The following is a 15980-nucleotide window of genomic DNA, read 5'->3' on the forward strand; positions in this document are numbered from 1 at the left end:
CTCAAACGTGATGGCAGGTGAATAGCTGGGGGTCGCACGACATCGTTGACCGCAAATGCGGATAGAGCGTCGGCGCCTCAACACTCAATAATGCGGCGGCTTCGTGATCGCCGGCGCGTCCGACTGCTCTTCGAGCGACAGGAACCGTTCGGTCAGCCGATCCAGCTTCAGGCGCGTCTGTTCGAGCACTTTCCACTGCTCGGCAAGCTGGTCCGAAAGCTCCTCGATCGTCTTCGACTGATGCGCCACGATCTCCTCGAGCTTGGTAACGCGGCTCTCTTCGTTCGGCATGGCGGAGCTCCTTCCTTCGGCCAGGACGACACAACAGCTTTCGCACCCGATGACAAGCCCGAAGGCGTCGCGGCAGCAATTTCCGGACGACACGGCGCGTTTCTCTGCCAAAAGTCACCGGGACGTCCCTGCGTCGCGAAGCTGCCGACGCCGTACTCTTCTTCGCCAGCCCCTGGTCCCGCGCCGTCAGCGGCGCGACCGGCGATCAACGGTTCGGGACGAAGCTCCCGCCGTCCGCACTGGGGTGGTCGTCATCGTCGCTGCTCTTCGGTGTTGCGCGAGCGGAAAGGGCTGGAGACCCTCTAAGCAGGTCTTCTATCGTTCAGGATTTGATCGAGTTCGGTTGTCCGCGACTTCGACAGTTCAACCTTCTCAGCATATTGCGGCCAGCGGCCTATCGCCGTTCGAACCTGTTCTATGACATCCTTCGCGTCGCGATCGGGGATCGATGCCGCCTTCGAGACGGTCAGCAGGTGCTCTGTGCTTGGATTTCTTCCTTCGCCCGCAATAGGAGCGATATGCTCTCGGCCCGAGAAAGTAAGGTCGTAGGCGGGAGAAAGCGTCCATCGCCCATCTCCGTTCATGAGAAAAGCGTGGTTCTTTGCGTGGTCGTCCCGGTTTCTGGCATACACGTTGAAGACCATGCGCCGGAACATCCTAAGAACTTCGGCACCGTCACGTGTCATTAGGAGCGTCAGCTTGTGAAGCTCGCTATAGTCCAGTGAGGAATAGCGATGGCCGGCGTTCAAGATGCCGCTGGCGCTATGCATGTGCAGTCGGCCGGTAGGTGTCCGGTCGAATCGTTTGGTGGCGAAGAGACGGTTGTTCCTGCTTGTGTCTAATAGTCGCGTCTCGGCCATTTCCAGTCCCGCGGCGCATGCCATCAAAGCGTAGGCTTGTTCCTCGACGCCAATTTCGGCCGGATCGGCAGTGCTGTGTGCCTTCACCATCCATCGTTCGAAACCGGGCTCCATGTCCTGCCCGTAGTCCAGAACAAACGTATTCTCAGCCTCGTTGAAACCTATCATGATTTTTGGACGCGCGCCCGCGGAGCCGCCCTGCGCGCCCTGCAGAGTGTCGATGTCGGCAATATCCATATCAGCCTGGACTAGATCGACCTGGTCGACGAACCAATCCAAATCGATGTCCTCGGCGAGACGCCTATCGTCGTCGGCTAGTTCGGGAACATACGCCAACGCTCCCATTCCGGTCTTTCCAACCGCAGAGAGGCGATCGAGGGGCGTGAGCAAGCGATAGTCGATGCCAGCCTTTCGAAGACGGCGATCAAGCAGGAGTCGTCCCCATCCGTCGGGCAGACTGTCGTTGAACAAACCATGCAGCCCATCGAACGGATCGTGCGGTGCTGCGATCAAGCCTGGATTTGTTTTCACGTTGAAGGGGGACACCAGCAAAGGCGTTGCGAGGAATTCCGCCGAGTACTCAAAATACGCCCTGCGTTCGCTGCTGCTCCAGGCGAGGGATCCTAGATTTCTTTGCCTCCCCTCGAGATCGAGGACGACGCTCATTTTGCGGATTGGCTTGAATTTCATTTCCTGCGCACCCTCTGCCTCAAGGGACGGTCCACCACGTCGTCAATCGTCTTCGGTGGTCGCGGCGGAAACAGGTGCTCGAACTCAGCTTCGGCCTCCAGGACAAACGCGATCTTCACAAGAGCTTCGAGCGAAATCTTTCCAGTCTCCTCGAAAAGTCTGAGAGATCCATAGGAGACAGCAGCCCTTGCGGCCAGCTCCCTCTGAGTGAGGCCAGCATCCACACGTCGACGCTTCATTCGTTCCGAAAGGCGCCCGATTACTTCGGCCGGGGACGTCATGTTAAATGCGAACATATCGGCACTTATTTCCAATTTTAGCATATAAGTGCCAATATAATAGCAATTACGACGGATTGCAACGACGCGACATTGCGCCGACGCAGCCACTCCTGAGCCATCCTTCCTATGGTTCAGCAGCTCGAAATCCGGTGGCAGTTGCTACCTAGTAGCGCTCATCCTCGCTCCTTAAACTGCGTTGCAGTTTTCTCTCCAAGCGGATTTAGTCGGCGACGGATTCGCGGGGCTTGGGGCTTGCGAAAGTCTTTAAGGAGAATGACATGCGGGAAGCACTGATTGTCTGGGGCGGATGGAGTGGCCACGAGCCGGAGGCTTGCGCGGCGGTCATCCGCGACATGCTGACGGAGGATGGGTTCAAGGTGCGTGTCGAGAACACGACCGCGGCCTTTGCCGATCCCGCTATCCACGATCTCAGCCTGATCGTGCCGATCGTCACCATGTCGAAGATCGAAAAGGAAGAAGCGCGGAACCTCGCCGCCGCCGTCGAAAGCGGTGTCGGCATTGCCGGCTATCATGGCGGCGCCGGCGACAGTTTTCGCGAATGCGTCGAGTATCAGTTCATCATCGGCGGACAATGGGTCGCCCACCCCGGCAATATCATCGACTACACCGTCAATATCACCCGGCCCGACGACCCGGTAATGGATGGGATCGCCGATTTCGCCTACACCTCCGAGCAGTACTACATGCATGTCGACCCCGCCAACGAGGTGCTCGCCACCACGACCTTCTCCGGCGAGCACGCCTACTGGATAAACGGCGTCGTCATGCCGGTCGTCTGGAAGCGCCGCCACGGCAAGGGCCGCGTCTTCTATTCCTCGCTCGGGCATCAGGCGACGGAATTCGCCGTGCCTCAGATGAACACGATCTTCCGCCGCGGCGCCAGCTGGGCCGCGCGCTGAGCTTTTGAACCGCGATCGGCGCAGGAGATCTCCTGATCGCCGATCGCGGCCGTCGCTTCTTCGTTGCCGATAAGCCGCAACGCCTGGCGTACAAATTATTATAGGCTTCAAACATATCGTTTGATCAAATGATCCGCCCAAGCTAGGATAATGGCCGACCATCAAGGATCGGGAGACGACATGCCACGCTTTGCCAGACGGATCACGCAGACTTCCCCCAAGAGCTTCGGCATGTTCCAGAAGGCGGCAGCGCTTGGATCCTCGGGAAAAGACCTGATCCATCTCGAACTCGGCCGGCCCTTCCACGACACGCCAGCTCATATCAAGGATGCGACGGTCAAGGCGCTGCGCGACGGCCTCGTGCATTACTCCGACATGCGCGGCGAACCTGCGCTTCGTCGCGCGCTCCAGATAAAGCTTGCGGAGCACAACAAGATCTCGGTCTCCGTCGACGAGATCCTGATGACCAATGGCCTGACGCAGGCCTCCTTCGTCGCCTTCATGGCGCTCCTCGACGAGGGCGACGAAGCGATCCTGCTCGAGCCCTACTATCCGCAGCATATCAACAAGATCGAGATGACCGGCGCCAAGGTGGTGCTGGCGCCGCTCGACCGGCAGGACAACTTCTCCATCAAGCGCGAATTGATCGAGCCGCTGATCACGGCCCGCACGCGCATGATCGTGCTCGTCAATCCCTCCAATCCGACCGGCCGCGTCTACACGCGGGGCGAGCTGGAGATTCTTGCCGATCTCGCGATCCGCCACGACCTGACGATCGTTTCCGACGAAGTCTACGACCAGATCCTGTTCGACGGAGCCGAGCATGTCTCGATCGCCTCGCTGCCGGGGATGAAGGAACGCACGATCTCGATGTTCGCCTTCACCAAGGCCTACGCGATGGACGGCTGGCGTCTCGGCTACATCGCCGCCGACGCGGCAATGATGCCCGCCCTTCTGAAGCTGACCGCCAACGAGATCACCCACGTCAATACGTTTATCCAGTATGGCGCCCTCGCCGCCGTCGCCGGCGACCCGGCCATCCTTGAAGAAATGGTCGCCGACGACCGCCGCAAGCGCGAACTCGTCGTCAGCCGCCTGAACCAGATGCCGGGTGTCATCTGCCCGAGCCCGGAAGGGACGATCTACGCTTTTCCAAACATCAGCGGCACCGGCCTCAAATCGCAGCAGGCCGCCGACCTCATCCTCGAAAAGGCGGGCGTCGTGGTTGAAGCCGGCGGTTTCTACGGAGAGGCGGGAGACGACCACCTCCGCGTTTGCTTCGGCTCGGAAAGCTATGAGCGCCTGGAGCAGGCCATGGATCGGCTGAGCACCTTTTTCAACTCGCTCTGAGCCCAAGGTGAAACGGGCTGCGATGCGCACGGCGCGCGCGCAGCATTGTTGCAACGACGCCCATCGCTCAGGCGTTCAGGTCCCTCTGGGCGTTGCGGCGGATCGCCTGCGGCGGCTGACCGAAGCCGCGCAGGAAGGCGCGGCGCATACGCTCGCGGTCGGCAAAGCCAGTCTCGCGTGCCACGACGTCAACCGGATGCCGCCCGTCCTCCATCATCAGTCGCGCCGCCTCGAGGCGAAGGATCTCCACCGCCTTGGCCGGGGACTGCCCCGTCTCGGCACGGAAGGCGCGGCTGAACTGGCGGGGGCTGAGGTGCGCCGCTTCCGCCAGCTGCTCGACGGAGAGCGGCTCCTTCAGGTTGCGCCTTGCGTAGCTGAGAGCCGTCTGGATGCGGTCCGACTTCGGATGCATGTCGAGAAGGGCTGAAAATTGCGACTGCCCACCGGCGCGACGGTGATAGACGACGAGCATTCGGGCGACCCGGCGCGCAAGATCGGCGCCCAGATCCTCCTCGACCATGGCCAGCGCCAGGTCGACGCCTGCCGTCATCCCCGCCGAACTCCAGACCGTGCCGTCTACGACGAAGATGCGGTCCTCCTCCATGCGGATCTTCGGAAAGCGCGACTGGATCTCGCGCGCCACGGCCCAATGCGTTGTTGCCCGCCGTCCGTCGAGTACGCCGGCCTCGGCAAGGACGAAGGCGCCGGTGCAAATCGACGCCAGCCTGCGCGTGTGCGTCAACGCCTCCCCGACATAGCGTTGAATGCCGGGAGAGGTAGACGCAAGACCGACGGCACCGGTGACGAGCAGGGTGTCGACATGCTCGCCGTCAAAGGCCTTTGTTTCCGTCGCAAGGCCGATCGAGCTGATGATCGACCCTCCGGTCTCTGAAAGAAAACTGATGTCATACGCAGCCGAGCCGTTCTCCAGGTTGGCGAATTCGAAGACGCTGACGGCGGCAAGGCTCATCACCTGAAAGCCCGGATAAAGCAAAAAGCCGATGCGCTGCATGAGCTGAACTCCTGAAAGGCGACTTTGTCCTAAAAAGTGGTATATACGACATTCAAGACGTTCGCAATTGGCGATACAAGTAGCCAGCAAAACGGCATTGGCCGACGCAGCCAAATCAAGGAGTAAACCCATGGCCACGCAATCAAAGGGTACCGCCCTCGTCACCGGCGCCTCGACGGGAATCGGCGCCGTCTATGCCGACCGCCTGGCGCGTCGCGGCTACGATCTCATTCTCGTTGCCCGTAACGGCGACAAGCTCGCCTCGCTTGCCTCCCGCGTGTCAGCCGAAACCGGCTGCCGCGCGGAAATCGTCACCGCCGACCTCGTCGACAAGGCCGATCTTGGCCGCGTCGAGAGCATCCTGCGAACCAACGAGACCATCACGCTGCTTGTCAACAATGCAGGCCTCGGCGGCACGGAACCGCTGCTGTCCTCCGAGGTGGACGCGATGGAGCGCATGATCGAGCTCAATGTGACGGCGCTGACGCGCCTGACCTATGCGGCCGTCCCAGGTCTCGTGAAACGCGGCGGGGGCGCGATCATCAACATCGCATCCGTTGTTGCCGTCGCACCGGAGATCCTCAACGGCGTCTATGGCGGCAGCAAGGCCTACGTATTGGCCTTCAGCCAGTCGCTCCGCCACGAACTTTCGGACAAGAACATCCGCGTCCAGGCCGTTCTCCCGGGCGCCACCGCGACGGACTTCTGGGAAATCGCCGGCAAGCCCGTCGAGCATTTGCCGAGCGAGATCGTCATGTCGGCGGAAGCCATGGTCGATGCGGCACTTGCCGGCTTCGACCAAGGCGAATTTGCCACCGTCCCCGCGCTTTCGGACGTCGGCCAGTGGGATGCGTTCGAAGGCGCCCGCCAAGCCCTCATGCCGAACCTGTCCCGCGCCCAACCGGCCGAACGCTATAAGGCTGCCTGAGCGAAAGACCGCCGCGCCTCGCTCACTCGGAGCGGGGCGCCAGCGCGCCGCCAGCAAAGAAGGCGCGCGCATCGGCCGTGAATGCCGCGCGCGAATCGTCCCTTGTGTAGAACATGTGACCACCGCGATAGAGCTTCATGCCGACGCGGTCCGAGACGGATGGCGGCAGATGGTCAACGACATATTTGTTGATGCCGTAGGGGATCACCAGATCCGAATATCCCTGGGCGACAAGCAAGCGGAACGACGGAACCACCGACAATAGCTGGCGGATGTCGTCGCTCGCGCTGGCTTCGCTGCGCGAGCCGCCACGCCGCTCGCCGCCCCATTGCCAATGGCTGTTCACGTCGCTCGAAAGCAGCGTGTAGGTCATGTCCGTCGAAAAGCCGAGTTCGTCGCGGGCATAGCTCGAAAAGGCTCCGCCATAGGCACGCGTAAATCCGTCGAGCACCGCGTCGTCGCTGTGATCCACCTCCTCTTCCGGATAAGGGTCGGGGACATTGAGCGCCGCGTCGTAGGGACTGACGACCTCGGCGGCGTTCTTCGCGGAATGCTTGACATAGGCATTGCCGAGCACGCCCTGCCGGCGTTGCACCACGTCGATCGGAATGCCGGTCAGGTCCGCCACCTTTCCATAGAAGGCATGAGCCGCCTCTCCCGTCGGCGGCGGCCCGGCAAGGGTCGGCAGGAAAGTGCGGATCGCGAAGTCTTCCGCCTCACGCACGCCCGCCTCGCTGAACGCATTGCGGCGCTCCAATTGCGCTGCCGCCAGCGAGGGAAGCTGCAGCGCCGCGGCGAAAGGATCGTCGCTTGCGCCGAAGACGAACTCGCCTTCGATCAGCGGCGAGAGCATGATGATCCCCGAGACAAGGATCCCCTGGTCTTCTCTCAGCGCCGAGGCGACCTTGGCGGCCCGGAACCCTCCATAGCTTTCGCCAAGCAGGTATTTCGGCGAGTTGGCCCGGCCATTGCGGGCGACATAGAGTGCGATCGCCTTGGCGATGCTGTCGGCGTCGGGCCGCACGCCGTAGAATTTCGAAGCGTCGTCGGGCCTCGCCGTGCGGCTCCAGCCGGTCCCGATCGGGTCGATCAGCACCAGATCGGTGAAGGCAAGCCAGCTGTCGGGATTATCGATGAGCCTGGCGCCGGCGCCGTCGTGTCCGTTCTGGCCGAACTGGAGGATGCGCGGACCGACAAGCCCGAGATTGAGATAGGCGGAGGCGGCCCCCGGGCCGCCGTTGAAGACGAACGTAATGGGCCGCTCGCCGTCTTGGCGATCATCCGGCGAACGCTTGGCGACATAGGCGGTGTAGAAAATCGCCGCGGTCCGGCTGCCGTCCTGGCCGAAGAGGCCGAGTGTGCCAGCCGTCGCGATATAGGGGATCGCCTTGCCGTCGACAGTCAGCACATGCTCCGTCACCGAGTCATGCGGCAAGAGCCCGAGCACACCGTCGCTTTGACGCGCGGCCGGCCGCTCGTCGCCGGGTTCGGCTGCAGCGGCCGAAGCCGCGACCGCAAGACAAAGAGCGAAACCGAGAATGAGATTGCGAATAGCCAAGATCGGAGACCTTTCCTTAAACCGGCTCACCGCAGTGCCGGCCGAACGATCCTATGCCATCGCCGGGCCAGTTCGGAACTCAAGAGAACTTGATCGCGCCGACACAATCAGCCATGCGCCTCGAGCGGCGCCATCGCGCCAAGTACCGTCGGGATCAACTCGGAAACGGTCGGATGAATGTGCACCGCCCAGCGCAAAGCCGAAACGGGCGTTACCGCGTAGAGCGCATCGATCATCGTCTGCACCGCCTCGTCTCCGCCGACGCCGAGGATGGAAGCGCCGAGCAGCGCCTTGGTTTCGGCGTCGGCGAGAACCTTCATGAAGCCCAGCGTCTCGCCTTTCTCGACTGCGCGCCCGACCCTCGTCATCGGGCGCTTGGCGACGAGCACCGGCCGGCCGCTCCGGCGCGCATCGGCCTCGGTCATGCCGATGCGGCCGAGCGGCGGGTCGGTATAGAGCGCGTAGACGGGATGACGGGCGCTGACACGGCGATCCTCGCCGTCCAGCAGATTGGCGGCAACGATTTCGAAGTCGTTGTAGGACGTGTGTGTGAACGCGCCTTTGCCGTTGCAGTCGCCGAGCGCCCATATGCCATCCACATTGGTCTTGAGCTTATCGTCGACGCGGATATAGCCGCGCTCGTCGGTCTCGACGCCCGCCTGCTCGAGGCCAAGGTCATCCGTATTCGGCGTGCGCCCGATCGCCAGCAGGATGTGCGAGCCGACGTGCCCGGGTGGCCCCTCCTGGCAATCGACCCGCACCCCGACCTCGCCGCCATGCCGCTCGAAGCCGATGCAGGCAGCGTTGAGGCGAATGCCGATGCCCTCCCGCGCAAGAACGTCGGCGATCGCGGCAGAAACGTCCTCATCCTCGCGCGGAACGAGCCGGGGGTTCTTCTCGATAACCGTTACTTCCGAGCCGAAACGGCGGAACATCTGGCCGAATTCAAGACCGATATAGCTGCCGCCGATGACGATGAGATGCCGTGGCAGTACGTCCAGCGAGAGGATCGAACTGTTGGTCAGGAAAGGAACGGTGTCGATGCCGGGCATTTGCGGAACAGAGGCGCGCCCGCCGACATTGAGGAAAATATTCTCCGCCGAAAGCCGCTCTCCGGAAACCTCGACCTCGTGCGGCGAGACAAAGCGCGCATGGCCGGAAATCAGGGTGCAATTCTTCATCGGCCGAAGCCAGTCGTCGAGGCCTCGCCGGGCGTCGAGGGTTACCTTGCCCTTTCGCGCCATGACCCGCTTCATGTCGATGCCGACAGCGCCGCCGATGGTCACGCCATAGTCCGCCGCTCGCCGAGCCATATGCGCCGCATAGGCGCTTGCGACCATTGTCTTCGTCGGCATGCAGCCGGCGTTGACGCAGGTGCCCCCTAAGTATTTCCGCTCGATGAGGGCGACGGTTCGCCCTGCTTGCGCAAGGCGTGCGGCCAGGGAAGGCCCCGCCTGTCCCGCTCCGATGACGATTGCGTCGAATGTCCGGCTCATGATCGCGCCCTCCCAATTGCTGAGGAATATGGGCGGTTCGCTTCGTCCGGCAATCATCAACGTCGTCGAGATGTTTTATCGCCCGACCAAGAAAAAGCCGCCGTTTTGGGACGGCGGCTCGATCTGCCAGGACTTACCAGCGCGGTGGCGGGCGATACCAGCCCTGATAGTGCGGGCGGGCATAAGGGTCGGTCCTATAGCCGTACCAGCCCGGAGGCGGCCCGCGTCGTTCCCAATCGCGCCGCGGCGGCGGAGCATAGCGGTTGGGCCTGCAATGTCCCCACGGGGTCGCGTGCCAGCCGCGGCCGCACGCATAGTCGACGTTGACAATCTGTGACGTCTTTGCCGCGTCGATGGGGGCCGGCGACGGCATGGCTTGCGCTGTCGAAGCGGCGACGCCGCCTAAAACAAGCGCGGTAGCAAGCACGGACATTCTCATTTTCGAAAGACCTCTTTCGTTATCCCTTCAATGCCCAGTTAACGCCCTAAGGAATGAACCGTTCCTGAACTGAATGAGGCGTTTTCGTGGTGATACCAAGGCTTTAGCTTAAGTTGCGATGCGCCTTCCGGGACGCGCCTCGATAGGCATTGCACCGGCAATTCAGATAAATTCATTCGATTGACTGAAATCATCCCTCGTGGTAATTAGAGTTTCATGATGAAGAAAACCACCGCACCTCCGGACACCAATACCCGCAGCGATGCCACGCGCGAAAAGCTGCTTGCTGCCTCTCTCGACGTCTTCGGACGCTATGGCTACGACGGCGCGACCACCCGCAAGCTCGCGGACGCCGCCGGCGTCAACCTGCAAGCGATCCCATACTATTTCGGCGGCAAGGAAGGCCTCTACATCGCCACCGCCGAATATCTGGTCGAGATCATCGGCCGGCATATCGGCGATTTGCGCCTGCGCATTGGTGCACGGCTGGCGGAGCTCAATGCGGCCGGTACTCCGCTCGGTGAGGCCGAAGCACGGACCTTCCTGACCGAGATCGTTCAAACGATGGTCGTGCTTTTCGTCAGCGAGAAGTCGCAAGCCTGGGCGCGGTTCCTGATCCGCGAACAGATGGAGCCGACCGAAGCCTTTGCTCGCGTCTACCAGGGCATCATGCGGCCGATGATCGATATCGCCCGACATCTCGTCGGTACGATCCTCGGCGAAGACCCCGCCTTGGAACACGTGCGGCTTCGCACCCTATCCTTCGTCGGCAGCATCCTCGTTTTCCGCGTCGCTCACGCGGCCGTCCTTGCCCAGATGGATTGGTCGTCCGTCGGCGAGAAAGAGATCGCGATCGTGCGCGATCATGCAGCGGACCTTGTCGCCGCGTTGACCCCGGCGAAAGGAAGCCAGTCATGAAGAAGATACTCCTTGTTCTTGCACTGATCGCGGCTGCCGGCGCGGCAGGCTGGTGGTACGGCCTGCCGGAAAAGCTCGGTTGGCAGCATGCGCAGAACGACGCCTTCGCTCTCTATGGCAATGTCGATATCCGCCAGGTGTCGCTCGGCTTCCGCGTCAGCGGGCGCATTGCGGAACTCGCCGTCGATGAAGGCGATGTCGTCAAAAGCGGCGCGGTGCTGGCCAAACTCGACGCTCAGCCTTTCCAATACGCCGAGCGCGCCGCGGACGCGAACGTCGCGGCGCTGCGGGCAACGCTCGACAAGCTCAAGGCCGGCGCCCGGCCAACCGAGATCGCCCAGGCGCGGGCCGTCTACAACGAGAGCCTCGCCGACCTCAAGAACGCCGAGCTCGGGTACGACCGCGCCGCTCAACTGCGCCCGCAGGGTACGATCTCGGAAGCCAACCTCGATCAGGCAACCGCCGCGAAGGCCATGGCGGCAGCCCGCGCCGATGCCGCAAACGAAGCCCTGAAGCTTCTCGAGGAGGGAAGCCGTGCCGAAGATATCGCCGCGGCGGATGCCCAGCTGAAAGGCGCCGAGGCAGCGCTCGCCACTGCCCGAACCTCGCTGGAAGACGCCACGCTGCGCGCGCCCAACGACGGCGTCATTCTCTCCCGGGTGCGCGAAACCGGGGCGATCGTTTCGCCGGCGGATACCGTCTTCGTGTTGTCGCTCGTCGAGCCGGTGTGGATCCGCGCCTATGTGGCGGAACCCGATCTTGGCCGTATCCATCCCGGCACGAAGGTGAAGGTTACTTCCGACACCCGGCCGAATGACGCCTATGACGGCGTTGTCGGCTTCATCTCGCCGGTCGCCGAGTTCACGCCGAAGTCGGTCGAAACGCCGGAACTGAGAACCGATCTGGTCTACCGCCTGCGCGTTGTCATCGACAAGCCAGGTCCGGATCTGCGGCAAGGCATGCCGGTGACCGTTCGCCTCGCATCCGACATGGCGGGCACGAAATGAACGCCTCCGAGCCCGCCAGCAACAAGGCTGCTCTCGTCAGCTTCGACGCGGTGACGAAACGCTTCGGCGATGCGGCGCCCGCGCTCGATGCGGTGTCAGGCACGATCCATGCAGGCGAAATCACCGGTTTGGTCGGCCCTGACGGTGCGGGCAAGACGACGCTGATCCGGCTGATGACCGGCCTGATGCTGCCGGAAAGCGGCAAGATCGACGTGCTCGGCTCCGACACGGCCAGGAACCCGGCAGCCATTCAGGCGGCGATCGGCTATATGCCGCAGCGCTTCGGCCTCTATGAGGACCTTTCGGTTCAGGAGAACCTTGATCTCTACGCCGATCTGCGCGGCCTTGCCAAGGAGGATCGCGCCGCCGCGTTCGACGAGCTCCTGACCTTTACGGATCTCAAACGCTTCACGACCCGCATGGCCGGCAAGCTTTCCGGCGGCATGAAACAGAAACTCGGTCTTGCCTGCGCGCTTCTAAAAAAGCCACGCCTGCTCCTCCTCGACGAGCCGGGGGTCGGCGTCGATCCGATCTCGCGCCGGGATCTTTGGAAAATGGTCGAGGACCTGACGAAGGAGGGCGTCGGCGTCGTCTGGTCGACCGCCTACCTCGATGAGGCGGAGGCCTGCGACCGCGTGCTGCTGCTGAACGAGGGCAAGCTCCTCTTTTCAGGCCCGCCCGGCGACCTCACCGGCCGCATGAAGGATCGTGTCTTTCGCGTCACCGGCATTCCCGGCCGACGACGGCAGGTACTTGCGAAACTCCTCGACGAAGAGTCGGTCGTTGACGGCGTCATTCAGGGCGAAGCCATCCGTCTCGTGATGACGGAGGGAGCGAAACCGGATTTTCCGCTGACCGCCGCGGCCAAGGTCGAAGATGCGCCGCCGCGCTTCGAGGACGCCTTCGTCGACATGCTCGGCGGCGGCCCGGGCGGCCGCTCGAGGCTAGCCGAGGCGCAGACCCCTCGTCCAGGCACGGATGACCGTCAGGTGATCACGGCCAAGGGTCTCACCAAGCGTTTCGGCGACTTCACCGCTGCCGACGACATCACCTTCGAGATCCCGCGCGGCCAGATTTTCGGCCTGCTCGGGCCGAACGGGGCTGGCAAATCGACGACGTTCAAGATGCTCTGCGGCTTGCTGAAGCCGACCGCCGGCGAAGGCCGCGTCGCCGGCTTCGACCTTCGCCGCGATGCCGCCGAAGCCCGCAACCGGCTTGGCTACATGGCGCAGAAGTTCTCCCTCTACGGCGACCTCAGCGTCGCCCAGAACCTGGATTTCTTCGCCGGCGTCTATGGATTGACCGGAAAGCGCCGGCGCGAGCGCATCGATCTGATGATCTCGATCTTCGATTTTACCCGCCGGCTGAAGATGTCGGCGAAGGACCTGCCGCTCGGCCTCAAGCAGCGGCTCGCCCTTGCCTGCGCCGTCATGCACGAGCCCGAAGCGCTCTTTCTCGACGAGCCGACGTCCGGGGTCGATCCGATCACGAGGCGCGAATTCTGGACGCATATCAACGCGCTCGTGGAAAAGGGGGTGACCGTTCTCGTCACCACCCATTTCATGGACGAGGCCGAATATTGCGACCGCATTTCGCTGATCTATCGCGGCCGCTCGATCGCGCTCGGCTCGCCCGACGAGCTGAAGGCGAGCGTGGCAACCAAGGACAATCCCGATCCGACGATGGAAGACGCTTTCATCGCGCTGGTGCAGTCTTCGGAAGCCAAGGTGGCCGCATGAACGCGCCCGTACCCACGGCCAGTCGCCGCAAGCTCGACGGAGCCCGCCGCTTCGCGGCCCTGGTGCGCAAGGAGAGTTTCCAGATCGTCCGCGATCCGAGCAGCATCCTGATCGCCTTTGTGCTGCCGCTCATCCTGCTTTTCCTCTTCGGCTACGGCGTCTCGCTCGATACGCAGCAAACGCGGGTCGGTCTGGTTATCGAGGAGACGACGCCGCTGACCGATGGGCTTGCGGCAAGTTTCAAGGCATCGCGCTATTTCGACGTCGCCGTCGGGCGCGACCGCCGGCAGTTCGCGGACGACCTGACGCTCGGCCGGCTGCGCGGCATTATCGTCATTCCCTCGAATTTCACCGCTGATTTCGATGCCGGCCACAATCCGCAAATCCAGGTGATCGTCGACGGCACCGATCCGAATACCGCAAGCTTCGTGCAGAACTACGCGCAGGGCACGGTCGCCACCTGGGAGCGCTTGCGACAAGCGGAAACGAGTGCGATCCAGCAGCCGATCAATGTCGAGCAACGCTTCTGGTTCAACCCGGAGCTCACCAGCCGCTCCTTCCTGGTTCCGGGCTCGATCGCCATCGTCATGACGCTGGTCGGCACGCTGCTTACTTCGCTGGTGGTCGCGCGCGAATGGGAACGCGGGACGATGGAGGCGATGATGGCGACGCCCGTGACGGCGGCCGAACTCCTTGCCGGCAAGATCCTCCCCTATTTCCTGCTCGGGCTGACCTCGATGACGCTCTGCGTCATGCTCGCCGTCTTTTTATTCGGCGTGCCGTTCCGCGGCTCGGTGTTCGCGCTTTACGCCCTGTCGGCGGCCTTCCTCATGCCGGCGCTCGGCCAGGGCCTTTTGATATCGGCCGCGACCAAGAACCAGTTTCTGGCCTCGCAGCTGGCACTGATCTCGGCTTTTCTGCCGGCCTTCCTGCTGTCGGGCTTCCTGTTCGAAATCAACTCCATGCCGACGGTGATCCAATGGATTACGGTCATCGTGCCGGCACGCTACCTGATCCCCAGCCTGCAGACCGTGTTTCTGGCCGGCGACCTATGGCCGATGTTCCTGCACTCCATCCTGGTCATGCTTGGCATCGGAGCCGTGTTCTTCGTCGCGGCTGCCCGCAGCACCAGAAAGAGGGTCGGCTGACATGTGGTGGACACGGCTCAAGGCATTGATCGTCAAGGAACTGCTGGCGGTCCTGCGCGATCCGAAGGGACGCATGATCCTGATCGGCCCGCCGATCCTGCAGCTTTTCATTTTCTCTTATGCGGCGACGCTCGAAGTACGCAATGTCGATCTCATGGTCCTCAACCGCGACAGCGGCCATTGGGGCCAGGAGCTGGTCGAGCGCATCCAGGGTTCGCCAACCTTCCGCAGCATTTCCTTTGCCGACAACCAGGTCGCCGTCCACGACGCGATCGAAAGCGAAGCAGTGATCGCCGCCGTCTCGATCGGGGCGGACTTCTCGCGCAACATCGAAGCGGCAACGCCTGCCGACCTGCAGATCATCCTCGACGGTCGCCGCTCGAACGCCTCGCAGATCGTCGCCGGCTATCTCAACGAAATTGCCGGGCGTCTCGCCGCCGAGACGCCGTCGGGCAAGCGTGCCGCCGCTCAGACCGTTCAGACCGTGCCGCGCAACTGGTTCAACGCAAACCTGACCTATCAATGGTTCATGGTGCCAAACCTGATCGCCAGCATCGCGCTCTTGATCGGGCTGATCGTCACGGCGCTGTCGATCGCGCGCGAACGGGAACTCGGGACCTTCGACCAGCTCATGGTCTCGCCGCTTCGCAACCACGAAATCCTGATCGGCAAGCTTGTGCCGCCGATGATGATCGGCCTGTTCCACATCACCGTCTACGTGCTGGCTGCGGTGTTCTTCTTCCAGATACCCCTGAGGGGGTCGCTCTTCCTGCTTTACGGCAGCGGCATCTTCTATCTCGCCTCGGTCGCCGGCGTCGGCCTCTTCATCTCGGCGCTGTCGATGACGCAACAGCAGGCGATCCTCGGCGCCTTCCTTTTCATGGTGCCGGCCCTTCTGCTCTCAGGCTTCGCCACGCCGATCGAGAACATGCCGCAGTGGCTGCAGCCGATCACAATCGTCAATCCGCTCCGCTATTTTCTGGTCATCGTCAAAGGCGTGTTCCTGAAGGACATTCCGGTAGAGGAGGTGGTTCGTCAGACGGTCCCGCTCGTCCTGATCTCGATCGCCACGCTTGGGGCGGCGGCCTGGCTGTTCCGCCGGCGGCTGGAATAGAGAGAACGCAGGAGCTGCAGCGCGCAGGTTTACGGTCGCTGGAGGATTGCGCACCTCCCGCGTTTTTCAAAAAGCCTGCCCAGGAGGGCGCACGCAAATGCGGAACCTCACTGATATGAATACTTGCGGCTCCGCATTTGCGTGGCCTTCGGCGTTCTTCGGGACTTCCGGTCCCTTGAGATGAACCCCTCGTCTCGCTGCACCGAAGCATTGTCGCGCCGGCTTGCAT

The 15980-nt window shown here is 62.6% G+C and carries 15 protein-coding genes; 8 read left to right on the forward strand and 7 right to left on the reverse strand.

Annotated features, from left to right (window positions below):
• Window positions 1–84: 84 nt before the first annotated feature.
• The 3 genes from AB4048_RS05375 to AB4048_RS05385 form a co-directional block, all read right to left on the reverse strand.
• Window positions 85–291 carry a SlyX family protein gene (locus tag AB4048_RS05375; protein WP_442200886.1) on the reverse strand — a complete coding sequence of 69 codons (207 nt, stop codon included), beginning with the start codon at window positions 289–291 and terminating at the stop codon, window positions 85–87.
• 302 nt (window positions 292–593) lie between these two features.
• On the reverse strand, window positions 594–1841 hold the full coding sequence (locus AB4048_RS05380) for a type II toxin-antitoxin system HipA family toxin (protein ID WP_442200887.1): 1248 nt from the start codon (window positions 1839–1841) through the stop codon (window positions 594–596).
• Window positions 1838–2080: a helix-turn-helix domain-containing protein gene (locus AB4048_RS05385; protein ID WP_442200888.1), complete on the reverse strand. Its 243-nt coding sequence runs from the start codon at window positions 2078–2080 to the stop codon at window positions 1838–1840. Before AB4048_RS05385 ends, AB4048_RS05380 begins: the two co-directional genes overlap by 4 nt.
• 320 nt (window positions 2081–2400) lie before the next feature.
• Between AB4048_RS05385 and AB4048_RS05390 the strand changes: the two genes are divergently transcribed.
• Window positions 2401–3042, forward strand: coding sequence for a ThuA domain-containing protein (locus AB4048_RS05390; RefSeq protein WP_442200889.1), 642 nt, complete (start codon window positions 2401–2403; stop codon window positions 3040–3042).
• Window positions 3043–3222: 180 nt separating this feature from the next.
• Window positions 3223–4392: a pyridoxal phosphate-dependent aminotransferase gene (locus tag AB4048_RS05395; RefSeq protein WP_442200890.1), complete on the forward strand. Its 1170-nt coding sequence runs from the start codon at window positions 3223–3225 to the stop codon at window positions 4390–4392.
• Between the two features lie 67 nt (window positions 4393–4459).
• On the opposite strand, the gene AB4048_RS05400 is transcribed toward AB4048_RS05395, so the two are convergent.
• The gene (locus AB4048_RS05400) at window positions 4460–5404 is read right to left on the reverse strand and encodes a GlxA family transcriptional regulator (RefSeq protein ID WP_442200891.1); all 945 of its coding nucleotides are present in this window, start codon (window positions 5402–5404) and stop codon (window positions 4460–4462) included.
• A gap of 130 nt (window positions 5405–5534) precedes the next feature.
• Between AB4048_RS05400 and AB4048_RS05405 the strand changes: the two genes are divergently transcribed.
• Entirely contained in the window at window positions 5535–6332 is a 798-nt protein-coding gene (locus AB4048_RS05405) for an SDR family NAD(P)-dependent oxidoreductase (RefSeq protein WP_442200892.1), read from the forward strand.
• 22 nt (window positions 6333–6354) lie between these two features.
• Here AB4048_RS05405 and AB4048_RS05410 read toward each other — a convergent pair whose 3' ends face one another.
• From AB4048_RS05410 to AB4048_RS05420, 3 genes are all read right to left on the reverse strand, one after another.
• Window positions 6355–7890, reverse strand: coding sequence for a S10 family peptidase (locus AB4048_RS05410; RefSeq protein ID WP_442200893.1), 1536 nt, complete (start codon window positions 7888–7890; stop codon window positions 6355–6357).
• Window positions 7891–7997: 107 nt separating this feature from the next.
• Window positions 7998–9386, reverse strand: a complete 1389-nt coding sequence (locus AB4048_RS05415) for an FAD-containing oxidoreductase (protein WP_442200894.1) — start codon at window positions 9384–9386, stop codon at window positions 7998–8000.
• A 133-nt stretch (window positions 9387–9519) separates the two neighbouring features.
• Window positions 9520–9825, reverse strand: a complete 306-nt coding sequence (locus AB4048_RS05420; RefSeq protein ID WP_442200895.1) for a GCG_CRPN prefix-to-repeats domain-containing protein — start codon at window positions 9823–9825, stop codon at window positions 9520–9522.
• Between the two features lie 216 nt (window positions 9826–10041).
• Between AB4048_RS05420 and AB4048_RS05425 the strand changes: the two genes are divergently transcribed.
• The 5 genes from AB4048_RS05425 to AB4048_RS05445 are packed head-to-tail and all read left to right on the forward strand — an operon-like array spanning window position 10042 to window position 15751.
• Window positions 10042–10743: a CerR family C-terminal domain-containing protein gene (locus AB4048_RS05425; protein ID WP_442200896.1), complete on the forward strand. Its 702-nt coding sequence runs from the start codon at window positions 10042–10044 to the stop codon at window positions 10741–10743.
• The gene (gene hlyD, locus AB4048_RS05430; RefSeq protein ID WP_442200897.1) at window positions 10740–11750 is read left to right on the forward strand and encodes a secretion protein HlyD; all 1011 of its coding nucleotides are present in this window, start codon (window positions 10740–10742) and stop codon (window positions 11748–11750) included. Before AB4048_RS05425 ends, hlyD begins: the two co-directional genes overlap by 4 nt.
• Entirely contained in the window at window positions 11747–13489 is a 1743-nt protein-coding gene (locus AB4048_RS05435) for an ATP-binding cassette domain-containing protein (RefSeq protein WP_442200898.1), read from the forward strand. The genes hlyD and AB4048_RS05435 overlap by 4 nt, the downstream gene beginning before the upstream one ends.
• Window positions 13486–14637 (forward strand): ABC transporter permease, encoded by a 1152-nt coding sequence (locus AB4048_RS05440; RefSeq protein WP_442200899.1) that lies wholly within the window; start codon window positions 13486–13488, stop codon window positions 14635–14637. Before AB4048_RS05435 ends, AB4048_RS05440 begins: the two co-directional genes overlap by 4 nt.
• Window position 14638: 1 nt before the next feature.
• A complete protein-coding gene (locus AB4048_RS05445) occupies window positions 14639–15751 on the forward strand; it encodes an ABC transporter permease (RefSeq protein WP_442200900.1) in 1113 nt (370 codons plus the stop codon).
• The last annotated feature ends 229 nt before the right edge of the window (window positions 15752–15980 follow it).

It is taken from the genome of Rhizobium sp. RAF56 (genome assembly GCF_052113965.1).
In the GTDB taxonomy this organism is placed as follows: Bacteria; Pseudomonadota; Alphaproteobacteria; order Rhizobiales; family Rhizobiaceae; genus Rhizobium.